Consider the following 19147-nt stretch of genomic DNA (forward strand, 5'->3'; position numbering starts at 1 on the left):
GTGGTTGGGCAGGTCGTGGAGATCGGTGTCTACACCTTCGCCGACGTGAGTCCGGGCCCCGGTGGGGTGGGCCCGGCCCAGCGCGTGCGCGAGGTCGTCGAGGAGATCGCCCTGGCCGACCAGGTCGGGTTGCAGGTCTACGGGGTCGGTGAGCACCACCGCGCCGACTACGCCGCCTCCGCCCCGGCCATGATCCTCGCCGCGGCGGCCGAGCGGACCAGCGCCATCCGGCTGACCAGCGCGGTCACCGTGCTCAGCTCGGACGACCCGGTCCGCGTGCTGCAGCAGTACGCCACGCTCGACCTGCTCTCGGGCGGCCGGGCGGAGATCATGGCCGGGCGCGGCTCGTTCACCGAGTCGTTCCCGCTGTTCGGCTACGACCTCGCCGATTACGACGAGCTGTTCGCCGAGAAGCTCGACCTGCTGCTGGCGCTGCGGTCCGGGCAGCCGGTCACCTGGTCGGGCCGGCACCGGGCGCCGCTGCGGGAGCAGTCGGTGCACCCGCGTCCCGTGCAGGACCCGATCCCGGTCTGGGTGGCGGTCGGTGGCAACCCGCACTCGGTGGTCCGCGCCGGGGTGCTGGGGCTGCCGATGGCGCTGGCCATCATCGGCGGGCTGCCCGAGCGGTTCGCCGGGCTGGCCGAGCTGCACCGCGAGGCGGCAAAGCGGGGCGGGCACGAGCGGCAGCCGCTCAGCCTCAACATGCACGGCTTCGTCGCCGACACCAGCCAGGCCGCCGCCGACACCTACTACCCCGCGCACTCCTCGGTGATGAACCGGATCGGGGCCGAGCGCGGCTGGGGCCCGACCGGACGGTCCGAGTTCGACGCCCAGATCGGGCCGCGCGGGCCGTACGTGGTGGGTTCGCCGCAGCAGGTCACCGAGAAGATCCTGTTCCTGCACGAGGTCTTCGGCCACGACCGGATGCTCGTCCAGCCGGCGATCGGCGACGTCCCGCACAAGGACGTGCTGCGGGCCATCGAGCTGCTCGGCACCGAGGTCGCGCCGGCGGTGCGCGCCAGCATCGGCGCCCGGACGGAGTCCCCTTCGCCGGCCTGATGACGCCATCCGGGTGATATCAGCGGCGTGATCGCCGACCGGGCCGCCCGAGCGCTGGTCCGTCCGGCGGATCATCGGCGAAACGCCCGGCGCCGGGCCCGCGACCTTCCTACGTTCTGCGGATGGCCAAGGGCAAGAACGGCGGAGTCCTGGCCGCCGTCGTGCTGGCGGCGGTGCTCGTAGCAGGCAACAACGGTGCGGGCAACAACGGGGCCGGCGGCGACGGCTCCCGGGAGACCGGTGCGTCCGGTGCCGGCTCCTCGACCGACGCCCCGCTGGGCGACGGGTCGGCGGCCCCGCTGTACGGCCCGGTGCCCGGCCAGCGGGACAAGGACCAGGCGCCGTCGTTCGCCCTCGTCGCCGACCCCGTCGCCGACGAGTGCGTGCTCAGCGCTCCCGAGGCCGAGGCGCTGATCCGGCTGCCGGTCGAGCGGACCGCGATGACGTCGATCCCGGGTCCGGACGAGGTGCCCGCGCCGGGCTGCGTCGCCTTCCAGGGCGAGAACCAGCAGGTCCTGATGAACGTCTACGAGGTGCGCTCCGGCACCCCGGCCGACGCCGTCCGCGCCCGCGACGGCCTGCGCGCGATCGACGGCGTGGGCGAGGCGGCCGGCGTCGTCATGGCCCGCACCGGCCCCACCCTCTACGTGGCCGGGAACCGCTTCCTGGTCACGATCGCCGTCGCGTTCCGCGAGCCGAGCGACGACGCCTGGCGCGCCGCCGGCCGCGCCGCCCTCGACCGCGTCGAGTGAGCCGTCGAATGAGCCGTCGAGGGCGGATCAGCGCAGCGTGACCCCGTAGCGGTCGGCCGCGACGGCCACCGCCGCGTCGCGAGCGGAGTTGGCCTCCTCGCTGGTCAGCGTGCGGTCGGCGGCCCGGAAGCGCAGCGTGTACGCCAGCGAGCGCCGGCCCTCGCCGATCTGCTCGCCGGAGTAGACGTCGAACAGCCGCACGTCCTCGACGAGCTCGCCCGCCCCGTCGGCCAGCGCGTCGGCCAGCTCGGCCGCCGGCACGTCGGCCCCCGCGACGAGGGCGACGTCGACCGAGATCGGCGGGTAGGGCGACACCTGCGGGGCGGGGCGCAGCTCGGTGAGCGGGATGCCGTCGAGGTTGAGCTCCATCGCGCAGGTGCGCGCGGGCAGCTCCAGCGCCTCGACGACCTTCGGGTGCAGCTCGCCGGCGTGCCCGACGACCCAGTCGCCGACGCGCAGGGCCGCGCAGCGCCCCGGGTGCCACGGCGCCAGCTCGGCCTTGGTGACCCGCAGCTCGACGCCGGCGGCGCGGCCGACGAGCCGGGCGGCGGCGACGGCGTCCTCCCAGGACGCCTGCCGGCCGCTGCCCCACCAGCCCGACGGCTCGCGGTTGCCGGCCAGCACCGCGGCCACGTGCAGCGGCTGGGCCGGCAGCGCGGCCTTGATCTGGGCGTACTCGGCGTCGGTCGGGCGGTCGTGCACGCCCGGGTCGGGCATGGGCACCGGCTGCGCGTGCGGCAGGGTCACCTGCCCGACGTGGTAGAGCGCGAGGTCGACCGAGCCGCGCGAGCGGTTGCGGGCCAGCATCTCCAGCAGGCCGGGCAGCAGGGTGGTGGTCACCCCGGCGCGGTCGGCGTCGAGCGGGTTGAGCACGGGCACGGTGCGCCGGCGGGCGTCGTTCTCGGGCAGGCCGAAGGCGTCCCAGGTCGAGGGCCCGACGAACGGGAACGGCAGCACCTCGACGTAGCCGGCCTCGGCCAGCGCGAGCGAGACGGCGCGGCGGCGGCGCTGGCCCTCGGTGAGCCCGCGCCCCGGCGGCGCGGAGGGCAGCACGGAGGGGATGGCGTCGTAGCCCTCCAGCCGCAGGACCTCCTCCACGAGGTCGGCGGGCTGGGTGAGGTCGGGCCGCCACGACGGCGGGAGGACCTGCACGCTGCCCGCGCCGTCCGCGCCGAGCAGCAGGTCGATGTCGCAGCCGACCTGGCGCAGCCGGTGGGTGGTCGCGCCGGACGGGTACTCGACGCCGGCGACGCGGTCGGGCAGGTCGAGCGCCATGGTGATCGGTCGGCGGGCCGGCGCGGCACCGACGTCGGTGCGGGTGCCGGTGTCCCGGCCGCCGCCGTGCTGGACGAGCAGCTGCACCGCGCGCTCCAGGGCGATCGGCGGCAGCTCCGGGTCGACGACGCGCTCGAAGCGCTTGGACGCCTCGCTGGGCAGCTTGTGCCGGCGGGCCGTGCGGGCGACCACGGCCGGGAGGAAGTGCGCCGCCTCCAGCAGCACGTCGACGGTGCCGCCCGCACCAGGGCCGGCGATCTCGGTGGTGGCCCCGCCCATGACGCCGGCCAGGCCGATCGGCCCGGAGTCGTCGGTGATGAGCAGATCGTCGGGGTCGAGGGTGCGCACGACGTCGTCGAGGGTGGTGAGCTTCTCCCCCGCGGCCGCCTTGCGCACGACGATGGGCCCGGACACGCGGGCGGCGTCGTAGGCGTGCAGCGGCTGGCCCAGCTCGATCATCACGTAGTTGGTGACGTCGACGACCAGCGAGATGGGCCGCATGCCGGCGGCGAGCAGCCTGCGCTGCATCCACCAGGGGCTGGGCGCGGCGAGGTCGACGCCGTCGACGCGGCGGGCGCAGAACCGCGCGCAGCCCGGGTCGTCGAGGCGGACGGTCCAGGCCTCGCCGTCGCCGTCGGCGACGTAGTACCAGCCGGCCGGGTCGACGTACTCGCGGTCGAGCGAGGCGGCCAGCTCGCGGGCCAGGCCGCGGACGGAGAAGCAGTAGCCGCTGTCGGGGTTGACGTCGAGCTCGACGACGGCGTCGGGGTCGGCCGGGTCGATCCCCAGCAGCGGGCGGGCCTCGTCGCCGGGCTCGCCGGTGCCCGGGGGCAGCACCACGATCCCGGCGTGGTCGTTGCCGATGCCCAGCTCGGTGGCCGAGCAGATCATGCCGTCGGAGACGTGGCCGTAGGTCTTGCGCGCGGAGATCTCGAACCCGCCGGGCAGCACGCAGCCGGGCAGCGCGACGACGACCAGGTCGTCGACGGCGAAGTTGCGCGCGCCGCAGATGATGCCGTTGACCTGCTCGGGCCCGACCTGCACCCGGCACCAGCGGATGGGCTTCTTGAGCCCGCTCAGCTCCTCGATCTCGCGTACCCGCCCGACGACGAGCGGGCCGGTGATCTCCGGCGCGCGGTGCACGTCTTCGACCTCGAAGCCGACGCGCACGAACGCCTCGGCGACGTCGTCGACGCCGGGCAGCTCGCCGAGCAGCTCGGCCAGCCAGGACTGCGGGACCCGCACGGGAAACTCCTCGTAGAGCTGGAAGAGAAGGGTCAGACGCCGAACGCGCGGCTGAACCGGACGTCGCCCTCGACCATGTCGTGCATGTCGGGGATGCCGTTGCGGAACATCAGCGTGCGCTCCAGGCCCATGCCGAAGGCGAAGCCGGAGTAGACGTCGGGGTCGATGCCACAGGCGCGCAGGACGTTGGGGTGCACCATCCCGCAGCCGCCCCACTCGACCCAGCCGGCGCCGCCCTTCTTCTGCGGGAACCAGACGTCGGGCTCGGCGGAGGGCTCGGTGAACGGGAAGTACGACGGGCGCAGCCGGATCTTCGACTCGGTGCCGAACATCGCCCTGGCGAACGCGTCGAGGGTGCCCTTGAGGTGGGCCATGGTCAGGCCCTTGTCGATGGCCAGACCCTCGACCTGGTGGAACACCGGGGTGTGGGTCGCGTCGAGCGCGTCGGTGCGGAACGTGCGCCCCGGGCACACCACGTAGACCGGCAGGTCGCGCTCCAGCAGGGAGCGGATCTGCACCGGTGAGGTGTGGGTGCGCAGCACCAGCCCGGACGTCTCGGAGTCGCCCAGGTAGAAGGTGTCCTGCATGGTGCGGGCGGGGTGGTCCTTGGCGAAGTTGAGCGCGTCGAAGTTCAGCCAGGACGACTCGACCTCGGGCCCCTCGGCGACCTCCCAGCCCATCCCGACGAACACGTCGGCGATCCGCTCGGAGATCTGGGTCAGCGGGTGCCGGGCGCCTCGCGGGGCGCGGTCGACGGGGAGCGTGACGTCGACGGACTCCTCGGCCAGCACTCGGGCGTCGCGCTCGGCGGCCAGCTCGGCCCGGCGGGCGTCGAAGGCGTGCTGGACCCGCTGGCGGGCGGCGTTGACGCGCTTGCCGGCCTCGGCGCGCTCGGGCCCGGGCAGCGAGCCGAGCTCGCGGCGGGCGAGCAGCAACGGGGCGCGGTCGCCCAGGTGGGCGGGCCGGACCGCGGCCAGCGCGGCCAGGTCGGCCGCGGCGGCGAAGGCGGCGACGGCGTCGCGGACGGCCTCCTGCAGGGCGGCTTCGGACAGCGAGCCGGGCTTCAGGTCGGGTCCGGCGACATCGGGCGACATGGGGATGCGGTCATCTCCGGGCATTCGGCGGGCACTCCACAGGGCACTGCGGCGCCGCCGATGGTAATGGCCGGGCGGGGGCGTCCCGACGGCCGGTCAGCCCACCGGACGCGGGCGCGGCCGTCGGCGGCGCCGACGTGCTCCGCCCGCAGCGCGGCACGAGCGCTCAGGCCGAGGTGTCGAGCAGGGAGTGGCGCACCGCGAAGGAGGCCGCCTCCAGCCGGGAGTGCACCCCGAGCTTGGTCAGCACGGCCTGCGCGTAGGTGCGCACGGTGGTCGCCGAGACGCCGAGCCGGGCCGCGATCGCGGCGGTGCCCAGCCCGTCGACCATCATCGCCAGGCAGTCGCGCTCGCGGGGCGTCAGGTAGCCGGCCAGCCGGTGCGCCTCGACGTGCTCGGGCGCGCGCGGGGCTCTTGGCGCCGGCACCGCGGCCACGACCTCGCCGCCGGCGACGCGGGTGATCGTGGAGATCAGCGCCGACACCCCGGCGGTCTTGCAGAGGTAGCCGGACGCGCCCGCGGCCAGCGCGCGGCGCGCCGTGTCCGGGTCGCGGTCGGCGGTCAGCAGCACGACGCGGGTGGCCGGGCTGACCGCCCGCACCTGGGGCACGACGTCGAGCCCGTCGCCGTCGGTGAAGTGTCGGTCGACCACGCAGACCAGCGGGCGGTGCGCCGCGACCACACCGACGACGTCGCCTGCCCGGTGGACGGCGGCGCGCACGACGAAGCCGTGACCGCCCAGCAGGGCGCCCAGCGCGTCGGTGAAGACGGGGTGGTCGTCGCAGAGCACGACGTCCGCGTCGGCCTGCCCGGCCGTGCTCGTCGCAGGAGCGGCGCGGTCGTGCACCCCGGCTCACCCCGCCGCCGGCAGCACGACCCGGGCGCGGGTGCCGCGCGGCGCCACCGCGTCGAGCTCCAGGCGCCCGCCGCAGGCCGTCAGCAGCCGGGTGACCAGCTCCAGGCCGAGCCCGCCGGACCCGGGCGGGCCGAACGGGAAGCCGGGGCCGTCGTCGACGACGTCGATGGCGACGCAGCCGGCGTCCCCGTGCACGGTGAGCAGCACGGTGCCGTCGGCGCCGGCCGCGCGCACGGCGTTGTCCACCAGGTTGCCGACCACCCGCGACAGCGCGGCCCGGTCGACGCGGACCTCGGCGTCGGCGCCGGGCAGCAGCCGCACGTCGGCCCGCCCGGTGTGCGCGGCGACGCGCGCGATCGGCGCCAGGACGTCGCGCACGCCGATCGCCTCGGGCTCGCGGTCGCCGGCGTCGGACGTCGGGCGGGTGCTGTGCAGCACGGCCAGCAGCCGGGCCGTCTCCTGCTCGACGAGCTCCAGCAGGCCGAACGTGGGCACCGCGCCCTCGCGGGCGGCCTCCAGCAGCACCGCCATCGTCGACAGGCCGTTGCCGAGGTCGTGCACGACCCCGCGCAGGTCGCGCAGCTCGTCGGGCACGTGCTGGTCGGGGGTGCGCTCATCGGCGGTGCGCTGTGCGGGCACGACACCTCGCTCGTCCAGGTGCGGGGGGACGCCGCACCGCTGCGTCGGGATGACCGGGAACGACTCGGAGGACCTGCGCACGCTCTCCCATCGCACCACGAAGAGTGATTGTTACGCCACTCGACGTAGCATGCCGGCTCTGTCGACCTAGTTTCGCCCGTCCGGGTAACCGCCGACGGGCGTTCGTGGGCGCAGACCGGCGGCCCTCGCCACCCGAACGGCCTCCAGCCGGCTGTGCACGCCCAGCTTGGCGAAGACGTTGTTCAGGTGGGTGCGGACCGTCCCCGGCGTGACCCCCAGCGCCTCGGCGATCTCCGCGCCGCGGGCCCCGTCGACCAGTTCGGTCAGCACCCGGCGCTCCCGGCGGCTCAGCACCGCGAGCGGGTCGGCCGGCCGGGCCGCCGGGTCGAGCTCGGCCCGCAGCGCGCCGAGGACGACCCCCATGTCGGCCGGCGACAGGCTCGCCTCCCCGCGGCAGACCCCGCGGACGGCCGCGAGCAGGTCGGCCGCGGTGCAGCCCTTGCCGAGCCAGCCCACGGCACCCGCCCGCACGGCGTCGACCATCTGGGCCTGGTCGCGGCTGCCGGTGAGCACGACGACCCGGACCCCGGGCTGGATCGCCAGCAGCGCCGCCACGACCTCGGCCGCGGTCGCGCCCAGCGGTTCGACGTCGATCACGACGACGTCCGGCCGGGCCGCCGCCACCCGCGTGACGAGATCGGGCTCCCCCACCGCGCACCGGTCGACGACCCGCAGGTCGGGTTGGGGGGACAGGGTCAGCGCCAGCGCCTCGGCGAACATCCGGTGGTCGTCGACGAGCACGAGCCTGCGGATGGCCTGGACGCCGGCCGGCTCCTCGTGGTGGCCGACGATCATCGGCCCAGGATGACCGGCGGACGCCCGCCGGCCTACCACCCGCGGCCCGATTCCACCGCTCGGGTACGCCGCTCACCTGCGAGAACGCGCACCGTGACGGCATCAGCCCGCGGTCGACGCGGCGGACGCCCGGACCGTGACCCGCACTGGTCGACCTGGAGGTGATCCACAAGTGGGCCAAACCCGACCGCCGGTCGGCGGGCACCCCCCCGGATGACGTAGCCGTCCTACGTCGTTCGACGGGTCCGGCCCCGGAGGGCCGGCGGCAGGCTGGCGCGGTCGGGGACGAGTCCAGCACCGGGGAGCCGCAGGAGGGACGCGTTGAGAGTGCTCGCGGTGGACGCATCCCGACGGCGGCGGCGTGCCTCCGGCGCAACGCGTGGAGGCCCGCCGACCGCCGGCCCCTGCAGTGGCTGCGGCTCTGGGCGCACGGCGAGTGCGCGACCCGACCCGCACCGGCACGCGCGGCCGTCGGGTGGACCGACCGGTGCATCGCCCGCCGACCCGGTCCCCGCGGCACGGCGCGGACGCCCATCCGGACGTCTCCGGACCCGCCCGGCCGCTGCCCCGTCCGCGCCCGGGGCGCGGCACCGCGCGCCGACCGCGCCACCGGTCGCCGCGCCCGGCGAGGACCCCGAGCCGCCGAGACCCGGCTCAGCCTGCTGAGCAGGGCGCTCGCCGTGGAAGGAGAACGATGAGGCCGATCTCCACCGGTACCGGGCCGGTCCTGGTGACCGGCGCCGGAGGAGTCGCGGGGGTGGCCGTCATCCGGGCGCTGGCCGGGCGGCGCCCGGTCGTCGCGGCCGACTGCGACCCCACCGCCGTCGGGCTGCACCTGGGCACCGACCACGGCGTGCTGCCCCGCGGCGACGACCCCGACTTCGCCGTCCAACTGGCCGCGCTCGCCGCCCGCACAGGGGCCACGGCGCTGGTCTGCACGGTGGCCGAGGAGATCCCGGCCCTGCACGAGGGCGCCGATCTGCTGGCCGAGGTCGGCCTGCGCACCTGGCTGCCGCCCGCGCGGGCCGTCGCCATCTGCACCGACAGGTGGACCTTCGCCCGCACCTGCGCGGCCGGTGGCGCGCCGGTCCCGGCGACCGAGCCCGGCGCGATCTGGGCGCGGGCCGTGCACGCCGTGCCGGGGCCGTGGATCGTCAAGCCCCGCTTCGAGCGCGGCTCGCGGCACACCTACCCCGTCGACTCGGTCGCCGAGGCCCGCTGGGCGCTGCGCCGCGTGCCCGACCCCCTCGTCCAGACCCGGCTGACCGGCCCCGAGTTCACCGTCGACGTGCTCGTCGACCGCTCCGGACGGCTCGCCGGTGCCGTCCCGCGCTGGCGCTTGCAGACCAGGGCCGGGATCAGCACCCGTGGGCGCACCTTCACCTGCCCCGCCCTCGGCTGCGCCGTCGCGCACCTGCTGCGCACCATCGGCCTGCGCGGCCCGGCCAACGTGCAGGGCTTCATGACCGCGCCGGACCGGTTCACCTTCACCGAGGTCGACCCCCGCTTCTCCGGCGGGCTGCCGCTCTCGCTGGCGGCCGGGGCCGACTTCGTCGGCGAGTACCTGCGCGGCCTGGAAGGGCTGCCGGTGCGCCGGGAACGGCTCGTCGGGCGGGCCGGCGTGACGATGCTGCGCCACCTGAGCGAGGTGTACCCGGGATGAGGCTGCTCGTGCCCTTCGGCACCCGCCCCGAGAACGTCGAGCTCGCCCCCGCGGCCATCCGGCAGCCGGCCCGCTCGGCCGTGGTCGCGACCGGCTCCGGCAGCCTCCGGGTGGTCGAGGCGCTGCATGCCCCCGGCACCGCCGACCTGGTGGAGCCGGCCGGATCGGACTTCGTCGACCCGGGGGCGCCGTGCTGACCGCACCCGTGCGCGGGGTCCTGCTCGACCTCGACGACACCCTCTACCCGCGGGCCGAGTTCCTCGACGCCGCCTGGCGGGCGGTCGCGCGGCACGGCGCCGGACGCGGGCTCAACCCCGACGCGCTGCTGGGCGCCCTGCGCGAGGAGACCGCCGCCGGCTCGGCCCGCGGCGGCATCATCGACCGCGCACTGGCCCGTGCGGGCGCGGCAGCCTCGCACGTCGAGCCGCTCCTGGCCGCGTTCCGCGCCGTCGAGCCACCGCCCCTCACCCCGTTCCCCGGCGTGCTGCGGGCGCTCGCCACGCTGCGCCGCCGGGTGCCGGTGGGCCTGGTGACCGACGGCGAGGTGACCGCGCAGCGCCGCAAGCTCGCCGCGCTCGGCCTCACCGACGCGTTCGACGTCGTGGTCCTCAGCGACCTCGCCGGCCGTGCGCACCGCAAGCCCCACCCCGCCCCCTTCCGGGAGGCCCTGGCCCGGCTCGACCTGCCGCCCGAGGAGGTCGTCATGATCGGCGACCGCCCCGACGAGGACGCCGTCGGCGCCCTCGCCGCCGGCCTGCGGGCCGTCCGGGTGCGCACGGGCGAGCACGCCGCCTGCCCCGACCACCCCGGCACGTGGCTCAGCACCTCGTGCCTGGCCATGGCGGTGCACCTGCTGCTCCCGCACCTCCCGGACCCGCACGAGCCGGATGCCGGCCCGCCGGAGCTGGGCTGCGGACCGCCGACGGCGCCGCTACCGGCCCGCGACCTGCCTGTCCTCGTCGGGGGCCGCCGCTGACCGGCGGGCGCGGAACTCGAAACCGGCGGTGCCCAGCAGGAAGAGCACCAGCACGGGAAGCCCCACGGCCAGCACCGGCCAGGTGAGCACGGTCAGCAGGACCATCCCGGCCAGGCCCAGGACGATCACCCCCAGGCCGATGACGACTGCGATCACGGTCTTCATGGCGACCACCTCGCTCGCGTTCCGCGCGACCAAGTGTGGTCCACATCACAGCAAAGACAATCGCCCGATCCGGGGAGCCGGTTCGCGCGGTGCCTCCGGTCGAGGCACCTCGACTACCGCCGCCGCTCCCCCGCAGAGGCGTACAGGCAGACCGCCGCCGCCGTCGCCAGGTTGAGGCTCTCCGCCCGACCGTAGATCGGCACCCGCACCCGGTGGTCGGCCAGCCCCGCCACCTCGTCCGGCACCCCGTGCGCCTCCCCACCGAAGATCCACGCCACCGGCCCGGCCAGCACCGGGGCGGCCGCGGGGTCGTGCAGGTCGAGCTCGCCGTGGCCGTCGGCGACCAGCAGCGCCAGCCCGGCGGAGCGGCAGGCGTCGAGCACCGCGCCGGTGTCGCGCTCCCGGGCCAGCGGCAGGTGGAACACGCTGCCGGTGGAGGCGCGGACGGCCTTCGGGTTGTGCGGGTCGACCGTGTCGCCGGCCAGCAGCACGGCGTCGGCACCCGCGGCGTCGGCGACCCGGACGACGGCGCCGGCGTTACCGGGGTCGGCGATGCCGGCGCAGACCGCGACCAGCCGCGGCCGCTCCCCCAGCGCCTCGGCGAGGGGGACGTCGAGCAGGTCGCAGACGGCGACCAGGCCCTGCGGGGTGACCGTGTCGGACAGCGACTCGGCGGCGCGCTCGGTGACCGGGCTGATCCGGGCACCGGCGGCGGCCGCCGCGTCGACCAGTTCCCGGTGGCGCTCGGCCGCGGCGGCGGTGAGCAGCAGCTCGCGCACGCGGGCCCCGTCGAGCGCCTCGCGGACGGCCTGGGCCCCCTCCACGAGGAACCGCCCGGCCCGATCGCGCCCGGCGCGGCGCAGCAGCTTGCGGGCTGCCACGACGCGCGGGGTGCGTTCGGTGCCGGGCGGTGCGTCGGGAGCGGGCGCTCCCGGGGTGCTCAGGCCGCCGACCCGTCCTGGGCGGGCTGGGCCGGCACGGCGGCCTTGGCCACCTCGACGAGGGCGGCGAACGCGGCCTCGTCGGTGACGGCCAGCTCGGCGAGGACCTTGCGGTCGACCTCGACACCGGCGATCTTCAGGCCCTGGATGAACCGGTTGTAGGTCATCCCGTTGGCCCGCGCGGCGGCGTTGATCCGGGTGATCCACAGCTGGCGGAAGTCGCCCTTGCGCGCGCGGCGGTCGCGGTAGGCGTAGTTGAGCGAGTGGAGCATCTGCTCCTTGGCCTTGCGGTACAGCCGGGACCGCTGGCCCCGGTAGCCGCTGGCCTGCTCGAGGACCGAGCGCCGCTTCTTCTGGGCGTTGACCGCGCGCTTCACGCGTGCCATGGGGGTGTCCTTACGTATCGGGCCGGTGCGTCGGGGGCGTCCTGCGCACCGGAGAGCGGGAGGGGCGGGCCGTCAGCGGCCGAGCAGCTTCTTGACCTTCTTGAGGTCGGCCTTGGCCACCGGCACCAGCCCGGACAGGTCGCGGGTCTCCTTGCTCGACTTGACCTCGAGCCGGTGGCGCAGACCGGCCTGCTGGCGCAGGATCTTGCCCTTGCCGGTCACCCTGACCCGCTTCGAGATCCCGCTGTGCGTCTTGTTCTTGGGCATGACAGTTCCGTTCGCCATGACGCCCCCGGTTCCCCGGGGGCGTCGGGTGGGTCCTGCGGGCCGCCGTCGATCGTGCCGGCCCGCCGTCGATCAGGTCTGAGCGTCCGCGACCGGGGCGTCCGCGGCCGCGGCCGACTGGACGGCCTGCGCCGTCTGGGCCCGCGTCGGCGGCTTCTTGTTCGGAGCGATCACCATCGTCATGTTGCGGCCGTCCTGCTTCGGCGCCGCCTCGACCGTGCCCAGCTCCACCACGTCCTCGGCGAGCCGCTGCAGCAGCCGGAACCCGAGCTCGGGGCGGGACTGCTCGCGACCACGGAACATGATCGTGACCTTGACCTTGTTGCCACCCTCGAGGAAGCGCACGACATTGCGCTTCTTGGTCTCGTAGTCGTGGGTGTCGATCTTCGGCCGGAGCTTCTGCTCCTTGATCGTGGTCAGCTGCTGGTTACGGCGGGACTCCCGGGCCTTCTGCGCGCTCTCGTACTTGAACTTGCCGTAGTCCATGAGCTTGCAGACCGGGGGGCGGGCCTGGGCCGCGACCTCGACGAGGTCGAGCTCGGCCTCCTCGGCGAGCCGCAGGGCGTCCTCGATACGCACGATGCCGACCTGTTCCCCGTTCGGCCCGACCAGCCGGACCTCGGGAACACGGATGCGGTCGTTGATGCGCGTCTCTGTGCTGATGGGGTCTCCTCGTATCGACGTCGTGTGGAGCGACGGAGCGGAGACCCTACGGACCGGGCGAACGAGCCTGTGGCTCGTCGCCGGACCTGACCCGGACGCCGGAGGCGGCGGGTGGGAGCGGGGCTCCTCTTGACGCCCTGGCACGACGGTGGCGTGCTGACGCACTGTCCAACGCGCGACAGGGTGGTCGCATTCCGAAGGGTACACCACCGCTGTCGGCGGGGGGCACCGGTGGCCCCGTGCGTGAACGGGCCCGAGCCGGGTAGTCCGGCACCCATGGGTTGGTTCCGTCGAGGTCCTCGCACGCCCCGTCCCCGAGGCCGGTTCGGCTTCCGGGGTCCGTTCCCCACCTACCGCACCCGGACCCGCCGGGGCTCCGACGTGTCGGTCAGCGGGTGCGGGTGCTGCCTGCCGATCCCGCTGCTGGCCCTGACCGGCACGGCGATGGGGCTGCGGGGGGTGTGGCGGTGGGCGCGGCGCTGAGCCCGGGTCGGGGCCGGTGCCGCAGGCCCGCGGGCTCGGCGCGCCGACCGCGCCGCGAGCCCGTGTAGGCCCATTCGCGCAGGGCGGTGAGGGGCCGCGCCAGGCGCAGGTCGGGCAGGTGGTTGAGCACCGGGTCGAACGTGATCGCCGGCTCGGCCGGGTCCCGGACCGACTCCAGGACCAGCTCGCCGACCACCCGCGGGCGCCGCAGCGCGTCCCGCAGCGGCAGCTCGGTGACGGCCATCCGCACCGGTCCGTGCGCGACGAGCGCGGCGGCCGTGCCGGGGTCCGCGGGCGCCGTGCGTGGTGCGTCACCCGCGTCGACGCCCAGCAGCACGAGCTGCCCACCGGTCCGGTACGGCAGCAGCGTGCTGTACGGGCCGCCCCACCAGCGCCCGGACGGCAGCAGCGCCAGGTGCGCCGGCCGGTGCCGGCCGGTGGAGGCGAACAGGACGTCGAGCAGCCCGGCCCCCTGCCCGTCGTCCCCGTCACCGACCGGCACCCGCAGCGCCACCCCGAGGAGGTCGGGCAGCCCGCCCGGCAGGCCGATCGACTTGGACAGCCGCACGACCGCGGGCCGGCCCGACCCTGCACCGACGGCGGCGCCGAACAGGGAGTCGGGGTCGAGGGTCAGCCGCCCGTCGAACGCCACCCCCGCGCTGTGCACCGCCCGACCCGCGCGCACCCGCGCCACCACCCCGAAGACGGACTCGACCACGCGCTGCACCGTGCTCATGCGGCTCGGGTCCCCCGGTTCGCGCCCACCGACACGTGCTCCCGGGCTCAGCCGAGGAGCTCGACCACCAGCGGGGCGAGCAGCCGGGGGTGGGTCAGCGGCACCATGTGCGCCCCGGCCGGCAGGGTGCGGGCGCGGCCGTCCACCGCGCGGGCGGCCAGGGCGTCGGCCCAGTCGGCCGGCGCGATCCGGTCGTGCCGCCCGCGCACGACCAGGACCGGGCAGGACAGCGCCGGCAGCACCCGCTCGATCCGGTCGCGCCGCGCGGCGTCCATCGCCCTGGCCATCGCGACGGGCCCGGTGTGGGAGTAGTCGCGCACCAGCCGCGGCACCTGGCCCGGGCGCTCGTGCGCGGCGGTGCGCAGCCAGCGCCCGGCCAGGGCGGGCCACCCGGCGGCGCGCGGGTCGGTCGTCGGCCCGACGAGCACGAGCGCGGTGACGCGGTCGGGCGCCAGCGCGGCGGCGTGCGCCACGATCTGGCAGCTGGCCGAGTGCCCGAGCAGCGCCACGCGCGGCACGCCGAGGTCGGTGAGCCGATGCAGCAGCAGCGCCGCGAGGTCGGCCGGGGTGCGCGGCGCGTCCCGCCCGGCCGGCTCGCCGTAGCCGGGCAGCGCCACGGCCACGGACCCGATCGGACCCAGCCGCGCCAGCGTGCGGGCGGGCACCTCCACCGACAGGCCCAGCCCCGGCACCGCGACGAGCCGGGGGCCGTCGGGCGCGGGGAGCCATCGCACGGATGACGGATCGATCACCACCCCAGCATCGCCGCACCGCGGCGGCGCGGCGACCGGGGGATCTCGATGCGTGGACCGCGGCCGTCGGGGTACCCGCCCGCGTGATGGATCTGTCGCGAGGGGGTCGCGCCGCGACACCGCCGTCCACGGCGCGCACGCAGGCACTGCGCCGCAACCTGCTCGCCGGTCTGCTGCTGGGGGTCGGCGCCGTCGCCTTCCTCGACGAGGCGGTCTTCCACCAGCTGCTGCACTGGCACAAGTTCTACGACCGGGCCTCCACCGAGCTCGGGCTGGTCTCCGACGGGCTGTTCCACGCGTTCAGCTGGGGGGCCACGGTCGCGGCCCTGTTCCTGCTCGGGTCGCTGCGCCGCGACCGGGTGGTCGACCGGCGGCGCGTGGTCGGCGGTGCGCTCGTCGGGGCGGGGGCGTTCCAGCTCTACGACGGCCTGGTGCAGCACAAGCTGCTCGGCCTGCACCAGATCCGCTACGAGGTCGACCTGCTGCCCTACGACCTGGTCTGGAACGCGCTCGCCGTGGCGCTCCTGGTGGCCGGGCTGGTCCTCGTGCGGCGCTCCGCTCGGGCGTGACCGGGCACGAGCACGCCCACGAACCCGGCTGGGCCGGCGCGCCGCTGCTGGTCGTGCTGGCCGCGGCCGGCGCCGTCTACCTGGTCGCGGTGATCCGTCTGGGCCGCGGCGGGCGACCGTGGCCGCTCGCCCGGACCGCGCTGTGGCTGGCCGGGCTGGCCACGGCGGCCGCCGGGCTGCTGACCGGGCCGGCCCCCTTCGCCGCGCACATGGTCGGCCACGTGCTGCTCGGGATGCTGGGCCCGATGCTGCTGGTCCTGGCCGCTCCGGTGACGCTGGCACTGCGGGCGCTGCCGGTGCGCCGCGCCCGCCGGCTGAGCCGCGTCCTGCGCTCGACACCGGTCGCCGTGCTGACCTCGCCCGTCGTGGCCGCGCTGCTGTCGGTCGGCGGGCTGTGGCTGCTCTACCGGACCGACCTGCACGCCGCGGCCGCGCACGACCCGCTGCTCGGGCTCGTCGTGCCGGCGCACGTCCTGCTCGCCGGGTACCTGTTCACCGCGGCCCTCGTGGGCCCCGACCCCCAGCCGCACCGGGCGCACCTCGGCGTCCGCGCCGCCGTGCTCGTGCTCGCCGTCGCCGCGCACAACGTGCTGGCCAAGGCGCTGGTCGCGGTCCCGCCGACGGGCGTCACGGACGCCGACGCGCTCGCCGGCGGCCAGCTCATGTACTACCTCGGCGCGCCCGTCGAGATCGCGCTCTTCGTCCTGCTGGGCCGGGAGTGGGCGGCGGGCGACCGGCGGGCCCGCCGCCGGTCGCCCGCCCCGTCGAGCCCGCTCGGTCGGTGAGCCGGCTCAGTCGCCCAACCCGAGCAGCCGCGCCGGCTTGGCCAGGATGCCGCCGAGCGCCTGGTTCGGCCGCTGCAGCTCGCCGTGCACCGCGTTGACCACGACCAGGGCCGCGGTCAGCGCCGGGATCACCCACTGGACCACGTTCAGCTGCCGCTGCGCGGCGGCCACCGCCTCAGGGGTGTCGGCGGCCGGACTGGTGCCGCCGTCGACCGGCGCCGGCTCCGCGCCCTCCAGCTTCCTGCCCAGCACCCGGGCGTAGGCCGTGGCCGCCAGCGCGGCCCCGGTCAGCGCGGTCTTGGCCACCGAGGCCGACCCGACCCCCTTCTGGGCCACGGTGCGGCCCTTGTTGCCCAGCAGCAGCCCGGTGCTGCCCACCAGGTGCGCGCCGATCGCGGCCAGGTTCACCGGGGTCCAGCGCGCCCACCCGGCGTTGGCCACCCGCAGCCGCTGGCGGCGGTCCTGGACGTCGGCCGCGGCACCGTTGATGCCGACCGCGCCGGCCAGGGTGCCGCCGAACCAGGCGGCCAGCCCGAGGTCGTTCAGGCTGCGGACGACCGTGTTGCGTTCGCTCATCGTGCGTGTGCCTCCTCGCCGGCGCCGGGTGTCGGCGCCGTGGGCGGGACGTACCCGCGCCCGCGGCGTCCACGCCCCGCCGCCGTCCCACGCCGGGTGTCAGGAAAGCCACGTTCCGGACGCCACACGTCCCGATGGTGGCTTTCCTGAACCGGGAGCGGCGGCGGCGCGGCGGGCGGCGGCCACCGCGGTGGTGTCGCCGAGGGTGGCGCCGTAGTCGACGACAGCGGCGAAGTCGGCGCCGAGGGCCGTGCGGGCCGCGCGTTCGACGGCGTCCAGCCGGGCGGCGTCGGGGCCGAAGACCGGCGACGCCCGCCGGCTCGCCCGCAGCGCGCCCAGCAACAGGGCCGCATCGGCGTGCCGCTCGACCCGGGACAGCGCCTCCACCAGCGCCCGGATGGCGATCCACAGCTGGCTCCACGCCCCGAACCCGTGCCAGTGGTCGATCAGCGGGCCGAACGCGGCCAGCGCCGCGGCCGGGTCGGCGCTCTCCCGGGCGGCCGAGGTCAGCAGGGTGTGCCGGGCGATGCCGGCGATGAAGCCCGATCCGACCTCCTCCGCGGCGCGCACCGCGGCCGTCAGGTGCGCGGCCGCCCCCGGCTCCCCCGCCTCGGCGCGCCGCTCGCCCCGCGCGTAGCTGGTCCAGGCGCGCGCGGTGGGCGAGCCGAGCCGGTCCGCGACGACGGCCAGCGCCCGCTCGTGCGCTTCGGACGCCGCGCGCTCGCCGGCGTAGGCGCAGATGATCGTCAGGTCGGTCAGCGCGAGCACCTGGCCCTCCACGTCCCCGGCCTGCTCGTAGAGCGGGAGCGCGGCGCGGAGGTGCTGGACTGCGGCACCCAGGTCGCCGCGGAAGCTGGCCACGTTGGCCAACGACTCGTGCGCGTCACGGGCCGAGGTGGGGTCGTCCGTGCGGGCGGCCAGCTCCAGGGCGCGGTGCGCCTGCTCGGAGGCCGCGTCCAGCTCGCCGTGCATCCACCGCACCGACGCGGAGAGCCCGAGCAACCGGGCGACCAGCGGGTCGGCCGCGGGCCCGACCACCTCGAGGGTGCGGTCGAGCACCCGCGCGAGGTCGACGCGCCCGCGCAGGTAGGCCAGCTCGGCGAACAGCAGCGTGAGCCGCAGCAGCCGCGGGCGCGGGCCGTTCGCGCACAGCCAGTCGTGCGCGCGGTTCAGGTCGGCGAGGTGGGCGTCGAACCGGCGCACCGCGGCGGCCTCACCGGGACCGCGCCGCGCGGCCCGCAGCTCGTCGGCCAGCCCGACCGCCCATTCCGCGTGCCGGGCCCGCAGCCGGGGCGTGTCCGGGTCGGTGGCCAGGTGGGTGCGACCGTACGCGCGCAGCGTCTCCAGCATCCCGAACCGGGCCGGCTCCCCCGGGCGGCGCACCACCAGCGAGCGCTCCACGAGGTCGACGAGCCCGTCGTCCCGCCCGCAGACCGCCCGCACGGCGGCGCCCTCGACCGGCCCGGCGAACACCGAGATCCGGTCGAACAGGGCGCGCTGGCCGTCGTCGAGCAGGCCGTAGGACCAGTCGACCACGTCGCGCAGCGAGCGGTGCCGGGGCGCGGCCGTGCGCCGCCCGCCGCGCAGCACGTCGAGGGCGTTCGGCTGCTCCAGCGCCTCCAGCAGGCCGGCCAGCCCCAGGTGCACGGCCCGGCCGGCGGCCAGCTCGACGGCCAGCGGCAGCCCGTCGACGTGCCGGCACACCCGCTCGACCAGCGCCGCCTGCCCCGGCGCGTCCGCGTCGCCCGCGTGCATCCGGTCGGCCAGCAGCCGGGCCGCGGCGGCCGGGTCCAGCGGCGCCACCGCGTGCACCTGCTCGCCGTCGACGCGCAGCGGCTCGCGGCTGGTCGCCAGCACGTCGACGTGCAGCGTGCCGGCCGCCACCGCCTCCACCACGGCGGCGACCTCGTCGGCCACGTGCTCGCAGTTGTCCAGCACCAGCAGCTGGTGGCGCACCGCGAGCCCGTCCACGACCAGGTCGGCCAGCGACCCGGCGCGCAGGTCCGACAGCCCGAGCGCCGCGGCCAGCGCGGCGCCGACGTCGCCCGGCCCGCCGCTGCCGAACTCGACCAGCAGCGCGCCGTCGGCGTAGCGCCCGGCGACCGCGGCGGCGACGTGCGCGGCCAGCCGCGTCTTCCCGACCCCGCCCGGCCCGCACAGGGTGACGACGCGGCAGCGCTCCAGCCGCCCGAGGACGGCGGCCAGGTCGGCGTCGCGACCGACGAACGAGCTGACCGGCACCCGGACCGGCGCCACCTTCCGGGCGACCGGGCCGGGCAGCTCCTGGCGCAGCACGCGCAGGTGCACCGCGCGCAGCTCGGGCCCGGGTTCGACGCCCAGCTCGCCGTCGAGCCGGTCGCGCAGGCGGGCG

The 19147-nt window shown here is 76.4% G+C and carries 21 protein-coding genes; 7 read left to right on the forward strand and 14 right to left on the reverse strand.

What is annotated here, in order from left to right:
• Nucleotides 1–1059 carry an LLM class flavin-dependent oxidoreductase gene (locus KIK08_RS17840; protein WP_308257699.1) on the forward strand — a complete coding sequence of 353 codons (1059 nt, stop codon included), beginning with the start codon at nt 1–3 and terminating at the stop codon, nt 1057–1059.
• 122 nt (nt 1060–1181) lie between these two features.
• Nucleotides 1182–1811 carry a hypothetical protein gene (locus tag KIK08_RS17845; RefSeq protein ID WP_214404309.1) on the forward strand — a complete coding sequence of 210 codons (630 nt, stop codon included), beginning with the start codon at nt 1182–1184 and terminating at the stop codon, nt 1809–1811.
• A 27-nt stretch (nt 1812–1838) separates the two neighbouring features.
• On the opposite strand, the gene pheT is transcribed toward KIK08_RS17845, so the two are convergent.
• The 5 genes from pheT to KIK08_RS17870 form a co-directional block, all read right to left on the reverse strand.
• Nucleotides 1839–4331, reverse strand: coding sequence for a phenylalanine--tRNA ligase subunit beta (gene pheT, locus KIK08_RS17850; RefSeq protein ID WP_214404310.1), 2493 nt, complete (start codon nt 4329–4331; stop codon nt 1839–1841).
• Nucleotides 4332–4363: 32 nt separating this feature from the next.
• A complete protein-coding gene (gene pheS, locus KIK08_RS17855; RefSeq protein WP_214404311.1) occupies nt 4364–5425 on the reverse strand; it encodes a phenylalanine--tRNA ligase subunit alpha in 1062 nt (353 codons plus the stop codon).
• A 166-nt stretch (nt 5426–5591) separates the two neighbouring features.
• Nucleotides 5592–6272 carry a response regulator gene (locus tag KIK08_RS41770; protein ID WP_214404312.1) on the reverse strand — a complete coding sequence of 227 codons (681 nt, stop codon included), beginning with the start codon at nt 6270–6272 and terminating at the stop codon, nt 5592–5594.
• Between the two features lie 6 nt (nt 6273–6278).
• Complete coding sequence (locus KIK08_RS17865; protein WP_214404313.1) at nt 6279–7001, reverse strand: sensor histidine kinase; 723 nt, start codon at nt 6999–7001, stop codon at nt 6279–6281.
• A 66-nt stretch (nt 7002–7067) separates the two neighbouring features.
• Nucleotides 7068–7796, reverse strand: coding sequence for a LuxR C-terminal-related transcriptional regulator (locus KIK08_RS17870; RefSeq protein WP_214404314.1), 729 nt, complete (start codon nt 7794–7796; stop codon nt 7068–7070).
• 694 nt (nt 7797–8490) lie between these two features.
• Between KIK08_RS17870 and KIK08_RS17875 the strand changes: the two genes are divergently transcribed.
• Genes KIK08_RS17875 through KIK08_RS17885 form a run of 3 tightly spaced genes read left to right on the forward strand, consistent with a single transcriptional unit; the run spans nt 8491 to nt 10435 of the window.
• Nucleotides 8491–9459, forward strand: a complete 969-nt coding sequence (locus tag KIK08_RS17875; protein WP_214404315.1) for an ATP-grasp domain-containing protein — start codon at nt 8491–8493, stop codon at nt 9457–9459.
• Complete coding sequence (locus KIK08_RS17880; RefSeq protein ID WP_214404316.1) at nt 9456–9656, forward strand: hypothetical protein; 201 nt, start codon at nt 9456–9458, stop codon at nt 9654–9656. Before KIK08_RS17875 ends, KIK08_RS17880 begins: the two co-directional genes overlap by 4 nt.
• Complete coding sequence (locus tag KIK08_RS17885; RefSeq protein WP_214404317.1) at nt 9650–10435, forward strand: HAD family hydrolase; 786 nt, start codon at nt 9650–9652, stop codon at nt 10433–10435. Before KIK08_RS17880 ends, KIK08_RS17885 begins: the two co-directional genes overlap by 7 nt.
• Here KIK08_RS17885 and KIK08_RS17890 read toward each other — a convergent pair.
• From KIK08_RS17890 to KIK08_RS40025, 7 genes are all read right to left on the reverse strand, one after another.
• Nucleotides 10391–10600, reverse strand: a complete 210-nt coding sequence (locus KIK08_RS17890; RefSeq protein ID WP_214404318.1) for a hypothetical protein — start codon at nt 10598–10600, stop codon at nt 10391–10393. The genes KIK08_RS17885 and KIK08_RS17890 overlap by 45 nt on opposite strands.
• 113 nt (nt 10601–10713) lie before the next feature.
• A complete protein-coding gene (locus KIK08_RS17895; protein ID WP_308257700.1) occupies nt 10714–11481 on the reverse strand; it encodes a TrmH family RNA methyltransferase in 768 nt (255 codons plus the stop codon).
• A 59-nt stretch (nt 11482–11540) separates the two neighbouring features.
• Nucleotides 11541–11927, reverse strand: coding sequence for a 50S ribosomal protein L20 (gene rplT, locus KIK08_RS17900; RefSeq protein WP_214404319.1), 387 nt, complete (start codon nt 11925–11927; stop codon nt 11541–11543).
• A 72-nt stretch (nt 11928–11999) separates the two neighbouring features.
• Nucleotides 12000–12194 carry a 50S ribosomal protein L35 gene (rpmI, locus tag KIK08_RS17905; protein WP_214404320.1) on the reverse strand — a complete coding sequence of 65 codons (195 nt, stop codon included), beginning with the start codon at nt 12192–12194 and terminating at the stop codon, nt 12000–12002.
• 90 nt (nt 12195–12284) lie between these two features.
• Nucleotides 12285–12890 carry a translation initiation factor IF-3 gene (infC, locus tag KIK08_RS17910; RefSeq protein WP_214404327.1) on the reverse strand — a complete coding sequence of 202 codons (606 nt, stop codon included), beginning with the start codon at nt 12888–12890 and terminating at the stop codon, nt 12285–12287.
• A gap of 373 nt (nt 12891–13263) precedes the next feature.
• A complete protein-coding gene (locus tag KIK08_RS17915) occupies nt 13264–14094 on the reverse strand; it encodes a hypothetical protein (protein ID WP_214404321.1) in 831 nt (276 codons plus the stop codon).
• 47 nt (nt 14095–14141) lie between these two features.
• Complete coding sequence (locus KIK08_RS40025) at nt 14142–14846, reverse strand: alpha/beta fold hydrolase (RefSeq protein WP_214404322.1); 705 nt, start codon at nt 14844–14846, stop codon at nt 14142–14144.
• 86 nt (nt 14847–14932) lie between these two features.
• Here KIK08_RS40025 and KIK08_RS17925 point away from each other — a divergent pair, with 86 nt between their 5' ends.
• Nucleotides 14933–15415 carry a DUF2243 domain-containing protein gene (locus tag KIK08_RS17925; RefSeq protein ID WP_250557248.1) on the forward strand — a complete coding sequence of 161 codons (483 nt, stop codon included), beginning with the start codon at nt 14933–14935 and terminating at the stop codon, nt 15413–15415.
• Entirely contained in the window at nt 15412–16200 is a 789-nt protein-coding gene (locus tag KIK08_RS17930) for a cytochrome c oxidase assembly protein (RefSeq protein ID WP_214404323.1), read from the forward strand. The genes KIK08_RS17925 and KIK08_RS17930 overlap by 4 nt, the downstream gene beginning before the upstream one ends.
• A 6-nt stretch (nt 16201–16206) precedes the next feature.
• On the opposite strand, the gene KIK08_RS17935 is transcribed toward KIK08_RS17930, so the two are convergent.
• The gene (locus tag KIK08_RS17935) at nt 16207–16776 is read right to left on the reverse strand and encodes a TraB/GumN family protein (RefSeq protein WP_214404324.1); all 570 of its coding nucleotides are present in this window, start codon (nt 16774–16776) and stop codon (nt 16207–16209) included.
• A 99-nt stretch (nt 16777–16875) separates the two neighbouring features.
• Nucleotides 16876–19147 (reverse strand): ATP-binding protein (locus KIK08_RS17940; protein ID WP_214404325.1); only part of this gene is annotated, 2272 nt, incomplete at its 5' end.

The organism is Pseudonocardia lacus (assembly GCF_018531445.1).
GTDB lineage: Bacteria > Actinomycetota > Actinomycetes > Mycobacteriales > Pseudonocardiaceae > Pseudonocardia > Pseudonocardia lacus.